This window comes from Micromonospora citrea (assembly GCF_049629545.1).
GTDB lineage: Bacteria > Actinomycetota > Actinomycetes > Mycobacteriales > Micromonosporaceae > Micromonospora > Micromonospora citrea_A.
On the sequence record NZ_JBNADX010000002.1, the window covers coordinates 158,965 to 177,463 of the forward strand.

Annotated in this window: 12 protein-coding genes; 5 read left to right on the forward strand and 7 right to left on the reverse strand. The window is 73.8% G+C overall.

Annotated elements, in window-relative coordinates; genetic code table 11:
• Positions 1–15 precede the first annotated feature (15 nt).
• The gene (locus ACPFP2_RS03285; RefSeq protein WP_424085933.1) at positions 16–1,029 is read right to left on the reverse strand and encodes a carbohydrate ABC transporter permease; all 1,014 of its coding nucleotides are present in this window, start codon (positions 1,027–1,029) and stop codon (positions 16–18) included.
• 150 nt (positions 1,030–1,179) lie between these two features.
• A complete protein-coding gene (locus tag ACPFP2_RS03290; RefSeq protein WP_424085935.1) occupies positions 1,180–2,457 on the reverse strand; it encodes an ABC transporter substrate-binding protein in 1,278 nt (425 codons plus the stop codon).
• 366 nt (positions 2,458–2,823) lie between these two features.
• On the opposite strand from ACPFP2_RS03290, the gene ACPFP2_RS03295 reads away from it, so the two are divergent.
• On the forward strand, positions 2,824–3,858 hold the full coding sequence (locus ACPFP2_RS03295) for a LacI family DNA-binding transcriptional regulator (protein ID WP_172892482.1): 1,035 nt from the start codon (positions 2,824–2,826) through the stop codon (positions 3,856–3,858).
• 28 nt (positions 3,859–3,886) lie between these two features.
• On the opposite strand, the gene ACPFP2_RS03300 is transcribed toward ACPFP2_RS03295, so the two are convergent.
• Positions 3,887–6,472 carry a putative bifunctional diguanylate cyclase/phosphodiesterase gene (locus ACPFP2_RS03300; RefSeq protein WP_424085938.1) on the reverse strand — a complete coding sequence of 862 codons (2,586 nt, stop codon included), beginning with the start codon at positions 6,470–6,472 and terminating at the stop codon, positions 3,887–3,889.
• Positions 6,473–6,677: 205 nt separating this feature from the next.
• On the opposite strand from ACPFP2_RS03300, the gene ACPFP2_RS03305 reads away from it, so the two are divergent.
• A complete protein-coding gene (locus ACPFP2_RS03305; RefSeq protein ID WP_424085940.1) occupies positions 6,678–7,052 on the forward strand; it encodes a PH domain-containing protein in 375 nt (124 codons plus the stop codon).
• Between the two features lie 9 nt (positions 7,053–7,061).
• Here ACPFP2_RS03305 and ACPFP2_RS03310 read toward each other — a convergent pair whose 3' ends face one another.
• A complete protein-coding gene (locus tag ACPFP2_RS03310; protein WP_424085942.1) occupies positions 7,062–7,988 on the reverse strand; it encodes a 2-hydroxyacid dehydrogenase in 927 nt (308 codons plus the stop codon).
• A gap of 147 nt (positions 7,989–8,135) precedes the next feature.
• On the opposite strand from ACPFP2_RS03310, the gene ACPFP2_RS03315 reads away from it, so the two are divergent.
• From ACPFP2_RS03315 to ACPFP2_RS03325, 3 genes are all read left to right on the forward strand, one after another.
• Positions 8,136–9,953: a GAF domain-containing SpoIIE family protein phosphatase gene (locus ACPFP2_RS03315; RefSeq protein ID WP_424085944.1), complete on the forward strand. Its 1,818-nt coding sequence runs from the start codon at positions 8,136–8,138 to the stop codon at positions 9,951–9,953.
• 60 nt (positions 9,954–10,013) lie between these two features.
• A complete protein-coding gene (locus tag ACPFP2_RS03320) occupies positions 10,014–11,189 on the forward strand; it encodes a PQQ-dependent sugar dehydrogenase (protein ID WP_424085946.1) in 1,176 nt (391 codons plus the stop codon).
• Positions 11,190–11,294: 105 nt separating this feature from the next.
• Entirely contained in the window at positions 11,295–12,932 is a 1,638-nt protein-coding gene (locus ACPFP2_RS03325) for a metallophosphoesterase (RefSeq protein WP_424085948.1), read from the forward strand.
• Positions 12,933–12,994: 62 nt separating this feature from the next.
• On the opposite strand, the gene ACPFP2_RS03330 is transcribed toward ACPFP2_RS03325, so the two are convergent.
• From ACPFP2_RS03330 to gatA, 3 genes are all read right to left on the reverse strand, one after another.
• Positions 12,995–15,352, reverse strand: a complete 2,358-nt coding sequence (locus ACPFP2_RS03330; RefSeq protein ID WP_424085950.1) for a transketolase-like TK C-terminal-containing protein — start codon at positions 15,350–15,352, stop codon at positions 12,995–12,997.
• 117 nt (positions 15,353–15,469) lie between these two features.
• A complete protein-coding gene (gene gatB, locus ACPFP2_RS03335) occupies positions 15,470–16,969 on the reverse strand; it encodes an Asp-tRNA(Asn)/Glu-tRNA(Gln) amidotransferase subunit GatB (protein ID WP_424085952.1) in 1,500 nt (499 codons plus the stop codon).
• Positions 16,970–16,982: 13 nt separating this feature from the next.
• Positions 16,983–18,458 carry an Asp-tRNA(Asn)/Glu-tRNA(Gln) amidotransferase subunit GatA gene (gene gatA / locus ACPFP2_RS03340; RefSeq protein ID WP_424085954.1) on the reverse strand — a complete coding sequence of 492 codons (1,476 nt, stop codon included), beginning with the start codon at positions 18,456–18,458 and terminating at the stop codon, positions 16,983–16,985.
• Between the last annotated feature and the right edge of the window lie 41 nt (positions 18,459–18,499).

The following is an 18,499-nucleotide window of genomic DNA, read 5'->3' on the forward strand; positions in this document are numbered from 1 at the left end:
GCGGGGCGACGGCGGTCATTTGCGGCCTCCCGAGAGACGGTTCGTCAGCAGCGTGTTGATGCCGGCGACGACCAGGATGATCAGGAACAGCGCCCAGGACATGGCGGCGGCGTAGCCGAGGTTCAGGTCCTTCCAGCCGACCTTGTAGATGAGCTGGGCGATGGTCTGCCACTCGCCGTTCGGACCGCCGGTGGCGGCCTGCGCGTTCGGGTCGAACAGCATCGGCTCGGTGAAGAGCTGGAGGCCGCCGATGGTGGAGAGGACCACGGTGAAGACGATGACCGGCTGGATCATCGGCACGGTGATCTTCCACAGCTGCTTCCACGGCCCGGCGCCGTCGATCGCCGCCGCCTCGTAGACGTCGCGCGGGATGGACTGCATGGCGGCCAGGTAGAGCAGCGCGTTGTAGCCGATCCACTTCCAGTTGACCATCGTGGCGATGGCGGTCCAGGAGTGCAGCTTGTCGGCCCGCCAGTCGATCGGGGCCTCCGGGCTGCCGTAGCCGAACAGGCCGAGCACCCAGTTGGCCATGCCGAAGTCGCGGGAGAAGAAGACGCTGAACACCATCGACGAGGCGACGATCGGGGTCACGTACGGCAGCAGGATGCCGACCCGCCACCAGGTCTGCGCGCGCAGCTTGCGGTTGAGCAGCGAGGCCACCACCAGCGCCAGCAGCAGCTGCGGCACCGAGGAGAGCAGGAAGATGCCGAAGGTGTTGTAGAGCGCGTTCCAGAAGTCCTCGTCGCCGGCGAGCCGGGTGAAGTTCTCGAACCCGGCCCAGTACGGCAGCGTCGGGTCGTCCAGCCGGTAGTTGCGCAGCGAGACCACGCCGTTGAAGACCAGCGGGAAGAGCCCGAAGACGATGAAGAGCAGGAAGAACGGCGCGATCATCAGGTACGGCATGTAGCGCATGTCGAAGCGGTACAGCCGGTTGCGCCAGTTGAGCCGTCGCTCGTCGGATCCGGAGCCGCCGCGCCCTGGCGCGGCTCGGCGGCTCGACGGCGCGGGCGCGGCACGGGTGGTGGGCATGGGACACACTCCAGGGCCGAAGAGGTGACGGGGTACGGGCGGTGCGGGGTGGCCTCGACCGGACGGACGCCGGGGCGCCGGGGGCGGTGGGCGGCCGCCCGGGGCGGTGGCGGAGCGGTCGGGCCCGCTCCGCCACCGGTCACCGGAGGGTCAGGACTTGCCGGCCTTCTCGGCCTCCTTGACCGCCTCCGCCCAGGCGGCGTCCGGCTTCAGGGTCTTGTTCTCCACCCGGCGGATGACGTTCTCCACCGCGACCCGGGTCGGGCCGTTCTTCCGGCCCAGGTACTGCGGGGTCAGGCCCTGCGCCATCTTCGGGAAGATCTGCCCGACCGGGGCGTCGCTGAAGAACGGGTTCTTGAACTCGGCGATCGCCGGGTCGGCGTAGAGGGCCGGCTGCGACGGCAGGTTGCCGACCTTCTTGAAGATCTCGATCTGCTGCTCCGGCTGGACCAGCCACTCCAGCAGCTTGTACGCCTCGTCGACGTGCTTGCCCTGCTTGGGGATGGTCAGGAAGGAGCCGCCCCAGTTGCCGCCGCCGCCGGGCACCGCGGCGATGTCCCACTTGCCCTCGGTGCCGGGGGCGGTGTCCTTGATGTGGCCGAGCATCCAGGCCGGGCAGGCGAGGACGGCGAAGGCGCCGCTGGTGAAGCCCTTGTCCCAGTCGGCCTGGAAGCTGACCAGGTTGGCGGAGAGACCGGCCTGGACGGCCTTGACGGTGTAGTCGAAGGCGACCTTCGGCCCCTGCTCCATCTGGAGCTGTTCCTGGTCGTTGTAGAAGCCGACCTGCTGCTGGCCCAGGATCGGGTTGAACAGGTTGGTGCCCGCGTCGATGAACTTCTTGTCGGTCTTGGCGGTGTACTGCTGCCCGACCTCGATGAACTTGTCCCAGGTGGGCCAGAGGGCGGAGACCTGGTCCCGCTCGGTGGGCAGCCCGGCGGCCTTGAACAGGTCGGTCCGGTAGCACATGGCCAGGCCGCCGACGTCGGTGCCGAGACCGATCTGGGTCTTGCCGTCGGCCGACAGCGACTGCTTCCACTTCCAGGGCAGGTACTTGCTCTCGTAGGAGGCGGCGCCCTTGTCGAGGAGGTTGACGAACTTGTCGGACTGGCCACGGAACTGGACCATGAAGCCCTCGTCGATGGCCGCGATGTCCGCGGCACCCGAGCCGGCCACGAGCTTCTTCTGCAGGTCCTCGTGCTGGGCGTTGTACTCGCCCGAGTTGAGCTGGATCCGGACGTTCGGGTTGGCGGCCTCGTACTTGGTCTTCAGCTCCTGCAGACCGAAGTCGCCCCAGAAGTTGATTTTCAGGGTGACGACGCCGCCGGAGGCGTCGTCGGTGGTGCTCTTGCCACTGCACGCCGCGACCATGAGCAGGCTGACGGCACCTGCCGTCGCCGCGCGGGCCCAGTGGGTCCAGGACCGTTTCATGTCATCCTCCGCGCAAAATGGGAACGCTCCCGACATCGAGAGACGTTGACTGAACCGGATAAGTGAAGCCACCGTACGGGCCGACCATGGGCCTGTCAACGGCCGGTCAACGCCGTGGCCGTCCCGTAACCTGCCGGCGATCTCGGGAGCGCGACCATGCGTGGTGAAGCGCTCTCTCACGCAGTTCACGGCGTACCGGGGTGGCGCTGCGGGGTGGGTGAGGCCGTAGGCTTAACCGCGCAAGCAGACGTTCAGCACCACGGTTCAGTGCCACCCCCGCCCGGGCCCCCGCCCGGGCGGGGGCGCGATAGCGTGAGGGCCGCCGGTGATCCCGGCGCCGTGGACCGGCCCGTGGGGCCGTGAGGAATGAGGAGCACGCCGGTGAAGCGGCCGACCATCGCCGACGTCGCCCGACGCGCCGGGGTGTCCAAGGGTGCGGTGTCGTACGCGCTCAACGGACAGCCCGGGGTCTCGGAGGCCACCCGCCAACGGATCCTGGCCATCGCCGCCGAGATCGGCTTCAGCCCGAGCAGCGCCGCCCGCGCGCTCTCCGGGGCCACCGCCAACGCCGTCGGCCTGGCCCTGTGCCGGCCGGCCCGGATACTGGGCATCGAGCCGTTCTTCATGGAGCTGATCAGCGGCGTCGAGGCGGAACTCTCCGCCCGGTCGTACGCCCTGACCCTCCAGGTGGTGGCCGACCAGGAGGCGGAGATCGCGGTCTACCGGCGCTGGTGGGCCGAGCGCCGGGTCGACGGGGTGTTCGTCTGCGACCTGCGCACCGACGACCGACGGATCCCCGCCCTGGAGGAGCTGCAACTGCCGGCGGTGGTGATCGGCGGGCCGGGGCACACGGGCAGCCTGACCAGCGTCTGGTCAGACGACGCGGCGGCCCTGGTGGAGACGGTGGAGTACCTGGTGGCGCTCGGGCACCGGCGGATCGCCCGGGTCGGCGGGCTGCCCTCGCTGCTGCACACCGAGATCCGCACCGACGCCTTCGGCGAGGTGTGCCGGCGGCTCGGGCTCGACGAGGCGGTCACCGTCTGGTCGGACTACACCGGGGAGGAGGGGGCCCGGGCCACCCGGCGCCTGCTCAGCTCCGCCAACCGACCCACCGCGGTCATCTACGACAACGACGTGATGGCGATCGCCGGGCTCTCGGTCGCCCAGGAGATGGGGCTCGCCGTCCCGGGCGACCTGTCGATCGTGGCCTGGGACGACTCCCCGCTCTGCCAGCTGGTGCACCCGCCGCTGACCGCGCTCGGGCGGGACATCCCCGCGTACGGCGCGCACGCCGCCCGCCAGTTGCTCGCGGTCATCGCCGGCGAGCCGGTCACCGGCCTGCAGGACGAGACCGCCCACCTCACGCCCCGGGGCAGCACCGCGCCGCCCCGCCAGAGATGAACCGGTTCAGCGTTCACTGAACGCCGGGTCAGCGGGACGTCGACGGGAACTCCTCGAAGAACGCCTCCACCCGCTCGGCCGTGGCCGGACGGGCCAGCGCGAAGCCCTGGCCGTACCGGCAACCCGCCCGGCAGGCCCGGTCGACGTCGGCGTCCGACTCCAACTCCTCCACCACCACGGCCAGCCCGAGCCGCTCGCCGAGACTGACCACCACGTCGATCAGCGGCCGTCGCGGCCCGTCCGACGACTCCACCAGCTCCGGCCGGATCTTGAGCAGGTCGATCGGGAGCCGGCGCAGCTGCGCCAGGGACGCCTGCTCGGCCCGGAAGTCGTCCAGCGCCGTCCGCACCCCCAACGACCGCAGCCCGGCCAGCCGGGCCACCACGGTGGGCAGCTCCGCGCCGAGACGCGGCTCGGCCACCTCGACCACCAGCCGGTCGGCCGGTACGCCGTGCCCGGCCAGGATCGAGGCCACCCGGGGGATGAAGTCCGGCGCCAGCAGCTCGCGGGGCGTCACGTTGACCGCCATCCAGAGGTCGCGGCCCCCGGCCGACCAGCCGGCGAGCTGTCGGCAGGCCTGGTCCAGCACCCACCACCCCAGGTCACCGACGAGGTCCAGGTCCTCGGCGACCGGCAGCAACTCGGCCGGGAGCACGGTGCCCAGCACCGGGCTGCGCCAGCGCAGCAACGCCTCCGTCCCCACCGGCAGCCGGTCGGCCAGACCGAGCACCGGCTGGTAGACCAGGTCCAGCTCACCCCGGGCGACCGCCCCGGGCAGCTCCCGCTCCAGGTCCAGCCGGCGGACCAGCTGCTCCTCCAGGTAGGCGTCGTACCACTCGACGCGGTTGCGGCCGAGCTGCGCGGCCCGCCGCCGGGCGAGGTCCGCCTGGCGCAGGGCGTCCTCCGGGCCGGCCCCGGCCAGCTCGGCCAGACCGACGCTCACCCGCAGCCGGACCAGTTCCCCGGGCACCGGGCAGGGTTCCGCCAGCGCGGCCACCAGCCGGCTGCCCATCGCGTACGCCGGGACCGGGCCGGCGTCGGTGAGCACGGCGAACTCCTCCCCGGCGACCCGGGCCACCAGGTCGCGGGGGCCCACCACGTCGCGCAGCCGGCGGGCGGCGGTGACCAGCAGGGCGTCCCCCACCGCCGGCCCCGCCCCGTCGGCGACCGCGCCGAGGCCGTGCAGCTCCACCAGGAGCAGCGCGCCGCCCGGCTCCCCCCGTCGCGCGCCCAGCGAACGGAGCAGTTCGCTGCGGTTGGCCAGGCCGGTGAGCTGGTCGGTGGCGGCGAGCCGGCGCACCTCCCGCTCCAGCCGGCGACGCTCGCCGATGTCGCGCACGTGCAGCACCACCGCGTCGACCTCGGGCACCCCGCGCTGGTCGCTCACGGTCGCCTCGGTCTCCCGCCAGCCGCCGTCGCCGGTGGTCATCCGGGCCACCAGCAGGGGCGGCTGCGCCTCGGCCGGGTCGGCGGCGAGGCAGGCCAGCGCGAGCGGCGCGTCGTCGGGGTGCAGCAGGTCGGCGAGACGACGACCGCGCGCCTCGTCGTCGCGCAGCCCGAACCAGCGGGCGCCGGCCGCGGAGAGCCAGCGCACCCGTAGCTCGTCGTCGAGGATCAGGATCAGGTCCCGGCCGCCGGAGACCAGCGCCCGGAAGTGCGCCTCCCGGGCCGCCAGCCGCCGCTCCTGGTCCCGGTTGTCGGCCGCGGTGATCAGTTCCCGGGCGATCAGCGGCGGGATCACCGCCAGCCCGAGCAGGACGGCGGCCGGGGTGAAGCTGCCGACGGCCCAGAGGTGGTGCCCGGCCGCCAGGGTGGCCACCGCCGCCGGCGCGGTCACCCGTGGCCAGGGCGCCGCCGGTCCGCCGCCGAACGGCGGGTCGCCGGCCGTGACCCGGGCCATCCCGGCCGCGGTGAGCAGCGGGCCGGCCAGCAGGAACGGCGCCGCGGTCAGCGTCGCCTGCTGCGGTGTCCGGTAGGCCAGCAGCACCACCAGGTCGGCCAGGCCGAGCAGGGCGGCGGCCGCGCCGGCCCGGCAGAGCGCCGCACCGGGTCGACGCCGACGCTCGGCGAGCGCGCTCACCACCAGGCCGGCCAGCCCGGCCGCGCCGACGACGGTGACGACCCGGACCACCGACGGCACCTCGCCGGGCGGCAGCAGCACCCAGCCGGCGAAGACCAGGGCGGCGCCGAGGCCGAGGGTGTCGACGGCCCGGCGCAGCCGGACCCGGGGCGCCAGGCGGCGGTGGCCGGGGAGCGCGAGCAGGCCGACGCCGTACAGGCCGGTCGCGGCGAGCAGGCCGGCCGCCGCCACGTCCGGATGCTGCGGTGGGGCCGCCAGCGGCAGGACGGCCACGGTCAGGCCGACGACCAGCACGGCGGTGTCGAGCAGCGCGGCGGCCCGGCGACGGCGGCGGGCCGCCCGGTCCCGGCCCCGGGCGGCGGCCGACCGGGAGAGCCGGACACCGGCCAGGGCGCAGCCGGCCGCGCCGGCCAGTGTCGTGGCGGCCAGCGGCGGGAGGACGCCGACCAGGGCGGCTCCCATCAGCGACGCGGTCACCGCCAGCAGGGCGGCCACCGCGGGCGGCGGACGACGGACGAGGTACGCGTAGGGCACGGCGGTCGCCTTCGTGAGGGGGACACGGGGCGGTGCGGCGGTGCGTGGCGGCGACGGATATCCGACACACGCCATCCCCGCCAACGACCGACCGGCACGCCGGTTACGGTCCCGGGAAGTGACCCAGGTCACTACGGCATGGTGACCGTCACCGTCCGGACGCCCGGTGGGCCCCGATCCGGCCCCGGGGTGGGATCATCGGAGGGTGAGTCGCACCGACACCATCCGCTTCCGCCACCACCAGGCCATCCTGGTCGCGGCGATCGTCGCCCTGATCGGGGCGCTGCCACTGGCCACCGCCGAGTGGTACCTGCTGCCGGTGCTGCTGGTCCCGCTCGCCGTCGCCGTCTGGGCGTGGCGGGCCGGCACCGACGCCGACGCCCGTGAGCTGCGGCTGACCGCACTCGCCGGTGGCCGGCGGATCCCCTGGGAGCGGGTCGTCGAGCTGGCCGCCGACCCGCGCGGCCGGGCCGTCGCCCGCCTCGACGACGGGCAGGAGGTCCTCCTGCCGGCGGTACGCGGCACCGACCTCCCCCGGCTCGTCGAGGCCACCGGCCAGAGCCTGCCCGGCAGCCGCTGAACCCACCGCTCAGTAGCCGTCCACCACCGTGTTGACCAGCGGCTCTCCCGCTGCGAACCGGCGCAGTTGCGCCCCGACCAGCCGGTACGCCCGAGGCAGCAGGCCGCGTACCGAACCGGCGACGTGCGGGGTCAGCAGCACGTTCGGCAGCTCCCAGAGCGGGTGCTCCGCCGGCAGCGGCTCCGGGTCGGTCACGTCCAGCGCGGCACGCAGCCGGCCGCTCACCAGCTCGGCGACCAGCGCCTCCGTCCGCGCCACCGGACCCCGGGCGGCGTTGACCAGCAGCGCCCCGTCCGGCATCGCGGCGAGGAACTTCTCGTCGACCATCCCCCGGGTGGCCTCGGTCAGCGGCACCAGCAGGACCACCACGTCGGCCGCCGGGAGCAGCCGAGGCAGCTCGTCGGTCCCGTGCACCCCGTCGACGGGGCGGGCGGTGCGGGCGACCAGGGTGAACTCGACGTCGAACGGGGCCAGCCGGGCCTGCACCGCCGCGCCGATCGACCCCGCGCCGACGATCAGCACCCGCTTGCCGGTCAACTCGTCGGTCGGCGCGACGTCGGCGTACGCCCACTCACGGCGGGCCTGGGCGCGGGCCATCGCGGGTAAGTTGCGCAGCTGGGCCAGGATCGCGGCGACCACCCACTCGGCGGTGCCGGCGTCGTGCACGCCCCGCGCGTCGCAGAGCGTCACGCGGTCCGGGACGCACCCGGCCCAGGCGTCCGCCCCGGCGGAGAGCAGCTGCACCACCGCAAGGTCGGGCAGCCGCGCCAGCATCGCGGCGGCGTCCCCGCCGGCCAGGAACGGCGGCACCCAGAACCGGACGCCCGCCGGGTCCGACGGCGGCGCCGCCGGGTCCGTCCAGGGCTCGACGGTGACGCCCGGGGGCACCTCGCCGAGCAGTCCGACTCCGGCCGGGTGCGGGATCCATACCTTCACGCCCGCCGACGATAGCGGCCGTCGCGGACCCTGGCGCGGCCACCGGGCTGCGACCTTCGTCATCCGTGGTGGCGCGGCGGCCGACGTGGGTATAAGCGGTCTCCGGAACGTCGACCGGCGTCCCGTACGACCCCGGACAGGAGGCCGATGAGCCAGCGCCCCCCGGGAGCCGACCGGCCGCCCGCGATCGACGTTCCCGCGCTCGGCGACCCGGGCCGGCTCCGGTCGCTGGCCGAGACCGGCCTGGACGCCGCTCCCGACGAGGCCTTCGAGCGCTTCGCCCGGCTGGTCGGTGACCTGCTCGACGTGCCGGTCGCGCTGGTCTCCCTGGTCACCGACACCCGGCAGTTCTTCCCCGGCGCGATCGGCCTGCCCGAACCGTGGGCGGAACGCCGGGAGACCCCGCTGAGCCACTCGTTCTGCCAGCACGTGGTCGACATCGAGGTCCCGATGGTGCTGCCGGACGCCCGGCTCCACCCACGGGTGCGGCAGAACCTCGCGATCGCCGAGCTGGGCGTCGTCGCGTACGCGGGCATCCCGCTGACCGATCTCGACGGCCGGGTGCTCGGCTCGCTCTGCGCCATCGACAGCAAACCCCGGGCGTGGACCGCCGCCCAGCTGCGGACCCTCACCGACCTGGCCGCCGCCTGCTCGTCGGAGCTGCGGCTGCGGATCGCGCTGGACGGCGCGGAGGAGGCCCGGCGGCGTGCCGAGGAGGCGCACGACCGGCTGGAGCTGCTGGCCGGGTTGAGCGAGATCCTCAGCGGCACGCTGGACGTCGACACCGCGATCCGCCGGCTGGCCGACGCGGTGGTGCCGCTGCTGGCCGACTGGGCGCTGGTGACCCTGGTCGACCGGGCCCGGCAGCCGCGCCGGGCCACCGGGGTGCACCGCGACCCGGCGCACGCCGCCGGGGTGGCCCGGTTCGCCGAGCTGATGACCACGCGGCTCAGCTCCCGCTCGGTCACCCGTACGGTGCTGCGCACCGGGCAGCCCGTCCTCGGCGGCGCGGCCACCGCGGCGGACCTGAAACGGGCCACCGACGATCCGGAGATGGTCGCGCTCGCCGAACGGCTGGGCTTCGCCTCCCACCTGACGGTGCCGGTGCCGGCGCCCGGCGGCGCGGGCGTGATGGGGACCATCACGCTGATCAACGGGACCGGCCGGCGGTCCTTCGACGACAGCGACCTGCGCACCGCGGTGGAGATCGGCCGCCGCGCCGGACAGGCGGTCGGCAACAGCTGGATGTACGGCGAGCAGCGGCACGTCGCCGAGGTGCTCCAGCACAGCATGCTGCCGTCGCTGCCGGAGAGCCCGCTGGTCGAGCTGGCCGCCCGCTACCAGCCGGTGGCCGACCGGGTCGAGGTGGGCGGCGACTGGTACGACGCCTTCGTGCAGCCCGACGGGGACCTGATGGTGGCGATCGGGGACGTCGCCGGCCACGACATCGAGGCCGCCGCGACCATGGGCCAGGTGCGCAACCTGGTACGCGGGGACGCCTTCGGCCGGAGCGACCCGGTGCACGAGCAGATGAGCCGGCTGGACGCGGCGATCTCCGGGTTGCGCATCCCGGCCGCCGTCACCGCGACCCTGGCCCGGATCGGCCGCACCGCCGACGGGCTGGCGGTGAGCTGGTGCAACGCCGGGCACCCGCCGCCGCTGGTGGTGACCGCCGACGGGGCCGTACGCACCCTGGTCGGAGCCCGTGAGCCGTTGCTCGGTCTGACCCGGCCCTCCCCGCGCACCAGCCGGCAGGTGACTCTGGCGGTCGGGGACACCCTGCTGCTCTACACCGACGGGCTGGTGGAACGCCGGGACCGGCCGATCGACGAGACGCTGGCCGAGCTGGTGGACCTGCTCGCCGGCACCGCCCGGCTCCCGCTCGCCGAACTCTGCGACCTGCTGCTCGACAGCCAGCAGCGGCGGGAGGACGACGTCGCGCTGCTCGCCGTCCGGGCCCGCTGAGCGGGACGGTCCCGTCCGGGAGGCGTCACCGGGGCGGTCAACCGGGCTAGGCTGGGCCGGGTGAGCGCCCGTCCCCCGTACCCCCGCACCGGCCGTCACCGCGCGGCGCTGGCGGCGTCCTGCGCGGCGCTGCTGCTGGCCGTCTCCGGATGCGGCTTCGGCCCACCGGAGCCCGACCCGGCCGGCGAACCGCCCAACCTGCCGACCCCGTCCAGCACGGCCAGCCCGGGCGGCGCCGGGCAGCAGGTGGTCGCCACCGTCCTGGCCAAGGGGTTGCGGGTGCCGTGGGGCATCGCCTTCCTGCCCGACGGCGGGGCGCTGGTCACCGAGCGGGACAGCGGGCGGATCCTCAAGGTCGGCCCGGAGTCCGGGCCGGACGGGCTGCGGGTCGTTCCGGTGCAGACGGTCCCCGACGTGGCCGCCGGCGGTGAGGCGGGGCTGCTCGGCATCGCCGTCTCCCCCGGGTACGCCGAGGACGAGACGGTCTTCGTCTACTACACCACCGAGCGGGACAACCGGGTCGCCCGGCTGAAGCTGGGCGCGACGCCGACGCCGATCCTCACCGGCATCCCGAGGGCCGGCAACCACGACGGCGGCGGGCTCGCCTTCGGCCCGGACGGGCAGCTCTACGTCAGCACCGGCGACGCCAACGACCGGGACGCCGCCCAGGACCGCAAGAGTCTCGGCGGCAAGATCCTGCGGATCACCCCGGACGGCAAGCCGGCCCCCGGCAACCCGTTCCCCGGCTCGCCGGTCTGGTCGCTGGGGCACCGCAACGTGCAGGGCATGGCCTGGGACGCCGGCAAGCGGATGTACGCCACCGAGTTCGGCCAGAACACCTGGGACGAGATCAACCGGATCAACGCCGGTGGCAACTACGGCTGGCCGACCGTCGAGGGTCAGGCCGGCGACAAGCGGTACGTGGACCCGGTCGTGCAGTGGCGGACCCCGGAGGCGTCCTGCTCCGGGCTGACCACGGTGGACCGGCTGCTGGTCGCGGCCTGCCTGCGCGGGCAGCGGCTGTGGGTGGTCGAGCTGACCGACACCGGCACCGTGCTCGGGCAGCCCCGCGAGCTGCTGACCGGCAGGTACGGCCGGTTGCGGGCGGTCGCCGCCGCCCCGGACGGCTCGGTCTGGGTGTCCACGTCCAACCACGACGGGCGGGGCCGGCCGGCGCCGGAGGACGACCGGCTGCTACGGCTGGTCTTCGCCGACGGTGGCGCCGGGCGGAGCTGACCCGCCGGGTCGCCGCGGCGGCCGACACGCCGGTGAGCCTGCCGGATCGGGCCGCCGTCCGCCGGGTTTGCCAAGATCCTCCATCGGGCAGGTCAGAATCTCAGCATGGACGGTCAGGAGAACGAGCAGCGCGGGCCCGGGGTCGACGAGACCCCGACCCGCCGTGAGCGTCGCCGGTGGCCCTGGACCCGACAGGCCGGCCGGTCGGGTCGGCTCCGGCGGGTCGGGGTGGTCGCCGCGGTGGTCCTGGTCGCCCTCGCCGGTGCGGTGATCGGGGTGCTGGCCGGTGGGCGGGTCAACACCGACATCGGGCCGTTCCGGGCCGACCTGACCCTCGTCCCGGCGGTCCAGGGCAGCACCACCGTCGACATCCCCCCGCTGGGCGCCCTGCAACTGGACAGCCACGACGGGCCGACCCACCTCACGGTCGGCCTCGGCGCGCTCGACCAGCGCAAGACCGAGGCGCTGATCGACGACCCGGCGAGCATCAGCCGGGCCAGCCAGTCCGCCGTCCAGGACGTCCGGGACGGCGTCATCCGGCTCGCGCTGCGTACCCTCGGCGCGGTCGTACTGGTCACCCTCGTGCTTGCCGGGCTGATCTTCCGGGACACCCGCCGTACCGCCTGGTCGGCGGGGCTCGCGCTGGCGGTCACCGCCGGCAGCCTGGGGCTGGCCGCGGGCACCGTGCGGCCGGAGGCGATTGAGGAGCCCCGGTACGAGGGGCTGCTGGTCAACGCGCCCGCGATCGTCGGCGACGCCCGGCGGATCGCCAACGACTACACCAAGTACGCCGAGCAGCTCCAGCGCGTGGTGGGCAACGTCAGCAAGCTCTACACCACGGTCTCGGCGCTGCCGGTCTACGAGCCGGCGCCCGGGACCACCCGGGTGCTGCACGTCTCCGACATGCACCTCAACCCGACCGGTTGGCAGCTGATCCGCACGGTGGTGGAGCAGTTCAACATCGACGTGGTGATCGACACCGGGGACATCACCGACTGGGGCAGTGAGCCGGAGGCGTCCTTCGTCGGCTCGATCGGGCTGCTGAAGAAGCCGTACGTCTACATCCGGGGCAACCACGACTCGGCGCGGACGGCGGCGGCGGTGGCCCGCCAGCCCAACGCGATCGTGCTGAGCAACTCCACCACCACGGTGGCCGGGCTGACCATCGCCGGGATCGGCGACCCCCGGTTCACCCCGGACAAGGAGACCTCACCGGCCGGCAGCGGCCTGACCAAGCAGGTCGCCGACCAGGTCATCGGCACCGGCGAGCAACTCGCCACCACGGTGCGCAACTCGCCCCGACCGGTGAACATCGCGTTGGTGCACGACCCGGCCTCGTCCGGGCCGCTGTCGGGCACCAGCCCGCTGGTGCTGGCCGGGCACACCCACGACCGTCAGGTGTCGAAGCTGCCGCAGGTGCCCGGCAAGCAGTCCACCCTGCTGATGGTGGAGGGCTCCACCGGGGGCGCCGGGCTGCGCGGCCTGGAGGGCGAGAAGCCGACCCCGCTGTCGATGAGCGTGCTCTACTTCGACCAGCAGAAGCAGTTGCAGGCGTACGACGACATCACCGTCGGCGGCACCGGGCAGGCGCAGGTGAACCTGGAACGGCACGTGATCCGCGATCCGGCGAAGGGTGCCGACGTCCCGGTCACCCCCACCCCGACCCGGGGCGGGCCGGAGTCGCCGTCGCCCGGCCCGACCCGTACCAGCTCCGAGTCCCCGTCACCCAGCCCGACCCGCTGACCGGACGCCGCCGGCCGCGTGCCCCGCCCGCCCCGCCGCAAACCGGGGGGCGGTAGGGCCGGTCAGCGCAGCGAGAGCGCGGCCAGGGCGGCGTTGACGATGCTGCCGGGCAGCAGGTCGTGCAGCTCGTACAGCTCGCGGACACTGCCGGACTGGCCGAACTCGTCCACACCCAGCGGCACCGCCGGCACACCCAACGCCGAGCCGAGCCAGGCCATCGCGTGCGAGGCGGCGTCGTGCACCGTCACCACCGGGGCACGGTCGCCGAAGGCGGCCCGCAGCGCGCCGGGCACGCTCGGCACGGTCGCCGTCCGCACGCCCTGGCGCAGGGTCCGCTGCCAGGCCCGGTAGAGCCGGTCCAGCGAGGTCACGTCCACCACGTGCGCGGCGATGCCCTCCTCGGCCAGCTCCGCGGCCGCGGCGAGCACCTCCGGCAGCACCGCGCCGGAGCCGGCCAGGGTCACGACCGGGGCATCCGCCAGGTGCGGGTACGCCTGGTGCGCGTCCACCAGCCGGTACGCCCCGGCGACCACCTGACGGCGCAGCACGGCGTCGGAGATCCGGGCCCGGGCCGCCTCGAACGGCGCCTGGTCGATCGGCCGGGTGCTGAGCCGGAAGTAGTACGCCCCGTCCTCGGCCGGCGCGGCGGTGGCGGCCGGCGTCGCCCCACCGGCGATCTGCCCGAGCGCGTCGCAGAGCAGCCAGTCCAGGCTGGCGGCGTACGCCGGCTCGATGAAGGTGACGCCGGGCAGCTCCAGGCCGACCGAGGCGGTGATGGTGGACTGGTGGGCGCCGCCCTCCGGGGCCAGGGTGATGCCCGACGGGGTGCCCGCGACCACGAACCGGGAACCGGAATAGGTGCCGTAGAGGAACGCGTCCAGGCCGCGCAGCACGAACGGGTCGTAGACCGTGCCGACCGGCAGCAGCGGCTGCCCGGACAGGTCCCACGACAGGCCGAGCTGCCCGAGCAGCAGGAACAGGTTCATCTCCGAGATGCCCAGCTCGATGTGCTGCCCGGCGGGGCTCTCCGTCCAGCGCAGCATCCGGTCCTCGGTCCAGGAACGCTGCTCGGTGGGGGCGAAGACGCCCGTCTTGTTGATGAACCCGGCGAGGTTGGTGGAGGTCGCCACGTCCGGGGCGGTCGTCACCAGGTAGGGCGCGACCTGCGGATCCCGGGCCAGGTCGACCAGGACCCGGCCGAAGACCTCCTGGGTGGAGACGGGCTTGGTGGCGCGTACCCGGGTGGTCTCCGGAACGGTGATCCCCAGCGACCGCTCGCGCGGCGTGCGGGACAGCGCCTCCCGACGCTCGCCGGCCCGGATGCCCGCCGGGGTCGCCGGGTCGAGGCGGTCCCACTCGGTCTCGACGGTCAGCCCGTGCGCGGCGCGCAGGGCGTCGACCTGCTCGGTGCCGAGCAGCGCCGAGTGGTTGCGCGGGTTGCCGGCGATCGGCAGCCCCCAGCCCTTCACCGTGTACGCGAAGACCACGCTGGGCCGGTCGGTGACCGCGTCGCACTGCGCGTACGCGTCGAGCATCGCGGCCATGTCGTGCCCGCCCAGGTCGGTGACGAGCGGACCCAGCTCGTCGTCGGCGATGTCGGCGACGAAGGCGGACACCTCGGCCGGCGCGCCGTCGAGGAACTGCTTGCGCAGCGCCGGCCCGGCCAGCCCGAACAGCGACTGGTACTGCTCGTTGGGCATCCGGTCGATCCAGTCGCGCAGCGCCTCGCCACCCGGCCGGGCGTACGCCTCGGCGAGCTTGCGGCCGTACTTGACCTCGACCACGTGCCAGCCGGCGGCCTCGAACTGGCCGCGCCACTGGTTGATCCGGATGCCCGGGACGACCCGGTCCAGCGACTGCCGGTTGAAGTCGACCAGCCACATCACGTTGCCCAGCCCGGTGGTGGCCGGGTCGGCGACCGCCTCCCAGATGTTGCCCTCGTCCAGTTCGGCGTCGCCGATCAGCGCGATGAACCGGGAGTGCGGGCGGGCCCCGAAGTGGGCGTCCACGTAGCGGCGGGTGACCGCGGCGAAGAGCGGCGCGGCCGCGCCGAGCCCGACCGAGCCGGTGGAGAAGTCCACCTCGTCGGGGTCCTTGGTCCGCGACGGGTACGACTGGAGCCCACCGCGCGCCCGCAGCCTCGTCAGGTACGACCGGTCCAGGTTGCCCAGCAGGTACTGCACGGCATGGAAGACCGGCGAGGCGTGCGGCTTGACCGCCACCCGGTCCTCAGCGTCCAGGTGGGCGAACCAGAGCGCGGTCATCGCGGTGACCAGCGACGCGCTGGACGCCTGGTGGCCGCCGACCTTCACCCCGTCACCGGTGTCCCGGTCGTGGTTGGCCGCGTCGACGATGCGGGTGGCGAGCCAGAGCACCCGCCGCTGGATCTCGTCGAGGACGTCGAGGTCGTGCTGGTTCACGGTGACTCCATCCGGGCGTCGCCGTTGACGCCCTCACGAGGGGTGCGGGGTGGCCGCGTACCCGAAGAAAGGCCCGAAGGCCGCCGCCGGTCGGACGGCGGCCCTCGGCGGTGGGACTCAGCCCTGGGCGCCGAGGCGCTCCAGGATCAGCTCACGGACGGTCTTGGCGTCGGCCTGGCCTCGGGTGGTCTTCATGACCGCGCCGACCAGCGCGCCGGCCGCGGCGACCTTGCCGCTGCGGATCTTGTCGGCGATGCCCGGGTTGGCGGCGATCGCCTCGTCCACGGCGGCGGTGAGCGCCCCTGTGTCGGAGACGACCTCCAGGCCCCGGTTGGTCATGATCTCGGTCGGCGAGCCCTCGCCGGCCACCACGCCCTCCAGGACGCTACGGGCCAGCTTGTCGTTAAGCTTGCCGGCGTCGACCAGACCCTGCAGCTCGGCGACCTGCGTCGGGGTCGCCCCGACGTCGGACAGCTCCACGCCCGCCTCGTTGGCCCGGCGGGACAACTCACCCAGCCACCACTTGCGGGCGGCGGCCGGGGTGGCGCCGGCGGCGACGGTCTTCTCGATCAGCTCGACCGCGCCGGCGTTGAGCACCGACTGCATGTCCAGGTCGGACAGGCCCCACTGCTCCTGGAGCCGGCGGCGGTGCAGCCGCGGCAGCTCCGGCAGCGCGGCCTTCAGCTCGGCCACCCAGGCGGTGTCCGGGGCGAGCGGCACCAGGTCCGGCTCCGGGAAGTACCGGTAGTCGGTGGCGGTCTCCTTGGACCGCCCCGGGGTGGTGTCCCCGGTGTCCTCGTGGAAGTGCCGGGTCTCCTGGGTGATCTTCCCGCCGGCATCCAGGACTGCCGCCTGGCGCAGCATCTCCGAGCGGACCGCCCGCTCGACCGACCGCAGCGAGTTGACGTTCTTGGTCTCGGTGCGGGTGCCCCACTCCTCGCCGGGCAGGTTGAGGGAGGTGTTGACGTCGCAGCGCAGCGACCCCTCCTCCATCCGCACGTCGGAGACGCCCAGCGAACGGAGCACGTCGCGCAGCTCGGTGACGTACGCCCGGGCCACCTCCGGCGCCAGCGCGCCGGTGCCGGGAACCGGCTTGGTGACGATCTCCACCAGCGGGATGCCGGCCCGGTTGTAGTCGACCAGCGACTCGGTCGCGCCGTGGATGCGGCCGGTGGCCCCACCGACGTGCAACGTCTTGCCGGTGTCCTCCTCCAGGTGCACCCGCTCGATGCCGATCCGCACCAGCTCCCCGTCGACCTCGACGTCCAGGTAACCGTCGAAGCAGAGCGGCTCGTCGTACTGGCTGATCTGGAAGTCCTTCGGCATGTCCGGGTAGAAGTAGTTCTTCCGGGCGAACCGGCACCACTCGGCGATCGAGCAGTTCAGCGCCAGGCCGATCCGGATGGTCGCCTCGATGGCCGCCTTGTTCGCCACCGGCAGCGAGCCGGGCAGGCCCAGGCAGACCGGGCAGACCCGGGTGTTCGGCTCGCCGCCGAAGTCGGTCGGGCAGCCGCAGAACATCTTGGTGTTCGTACCCAGCTCGACGTGGGTCTCCAGGCCGATCACCGGTTCGTAGCGCGCGACGACGTCGTCGTACGCGGGCAGTGTCGTGGTCATCTGAGCTCCTGCCTCACAGCGCCGGTGGGGTGAACGTGCCGACCACGGACTCCAGCGCGGCGGCGACCCGGTACATCCGGTCGTCCGCCATCGTCGGGGCCATCACCTGGAGGCCGACGGGGAGCCCGTCGGAGAGCCCGCACGGCACCGAGATGCCCGGGCCGCCGTACAGGTTGGTCGGGATGGTGAACAGGTCGGCCAGGTACATCTGGTAGGGGTCCGAGGTGCGCGCGCCGAGCGGGAAGGCCACGAACGGGGTGGTCGGCGAGATCAGCGCGTCGACCCGCTCGAACGCCGCGGTGAAGTCGCGGGTGATCAGGGTGCGGACCTTCTGCGCCTGCCCGTAGTAGGCGTCGTAGTAGCCGGAGGAGAGCGCGTACGTGCCGATCATGATGCGCCGCTTGACCTCGGGGCCGAAGCCGGCCTCGCGGGTCAGCGACATGACCTCCTCCAGCGACCGGTTGCCGTCGTCGCCGACCCGCAGGCCGAACCGGACGCCGTCGAACCGGGCCAGGTTGGAGGAGCACTCACTCGGCGCGATCAGGTAGTACGCCGGCAGCGCGTACTTGAAGTGCGGGCAGGACACCTCGACGATCTCGGCGCCCAGCTTGGCCAGGGTGTCGACCGACTCGCGGAAGGCGGCCATCACGCCCGGCTCGGCGCCCTCGCCGGTGAACTCGGAGACGACGCCGAGCCGCACGCCGGTCAGGTCGCCGGTCGCGCCGAGCTTCGCGGCGGCCACCACGTCCGGCACCGGGGCCGGGATCGAGGTCGAGTCACGCGGGTCGTGCCCGCCGATGACCTGGTGCAGCAACGCGGCGTCGAGCACGGTACGGGCGCACGGGCCGGGGGTGTCCAGCGAGGAGGAGAAGGCGACCAGGCCGTAGCGGGAGGTGCCGCCGTAGGTGGGCTTCGCGCCGACCGTGCCGGTGACCGCACCCGGCTGGCGGATCGAGCCGCCGGTGTCCGAGCCGATCGACAGCGGGGCCTCGTACGCGGCGAGCGCGGCGGCGCTGCCACCACCGGAGCCGCCCGGAATGCGGTCGGTGTCCCACGGGTTGCGGGTCGGACCGTAGGCCGAGTACTCCGTGGAGGAGCCCATCGCGAACTCGTCCATGTTGGTCTTGCCGAGCATCACCGTGCCGGCCTCGCGCAGCCGCTGCACGATCGTCGCGTCGTACGGCGGTCGCCAGCCCTCGAGGATCTTCGAGCCGACGGTGGTCGGCACGCCCTTGGTGGTGAGCACGTCCTTGACCGCGACCGGTACGCCCGCGAGCGGGCCCAGCTCCTCGCCGGCGGCCCGGCGCTCGTCCACGGCACGGGCGGCGGCCAGCGCGCCCTCGGTGTCGACGTGCAGGAAGGCGTGGACCCGGTCGTCGACGGCGGCGATCCGGTCCAGGTGGGCCCGGGTCACCTCGACGGCGGAGGTCTCGCCGCCGGCCACCAGGCCGGCGATCTCGACGGCGGTGAGCCTGGTCAGATCACTCATGCCGACACTCCGCTTCGCTCCGCGCCGCCATGAGGCACCCG

Coding starts and splice junctions, on each gene's coding strand:
- ACPFP2_RS03315 (WP_424085944.1), top strand. CDS start 8,136: ATGAGCCAGCGCCCCCCGGGAGCCGACCGGCCGCCCGCGATCGACGTT.
- ACPFP2_RS03295 (WP_172892482.1), top strand. CDS start 2,824: ATGAGGAGCACGCCGGTGAAGCGGCCGACCATCGCCGACGTCGCCCGA.
- ACPFP2_RS03325 (WP_424085948.1), top strand. CDS start 11,295: ATGGACGGTCAGGAGAACGAGCAGCGCGGGCCCGGGGTCGACGAGACC.
- gatA (WP_424085954.1), bottom strand. CDS start 18,458: ATGAGTGATCTGACCAGGCTCACCGCCGTCGAGATCGCCGGCCTGGTG.
- ACPFP2_RS03285 (WP_424085933.1), bottom strand. CDS start 1,029: ATGCCCACCACCCGTGCCGCGCCCGCGCCGTCGAGCCGCCGAGCCGCG.
- ACPFP2_RS03290 (WP_424085935.1), bottom strand. CDS start 2,457: ATGAAACGGTCCTGGACCCACTGGGCCCGCGCGGCGACGGCAGGTGCC.
- gatB (WP_424085952.1), bottom strand. CDS start 16,969: ATGACCACGACACTGCCCGCGTACGACGACGTCGTCGCGCGCTACGAA.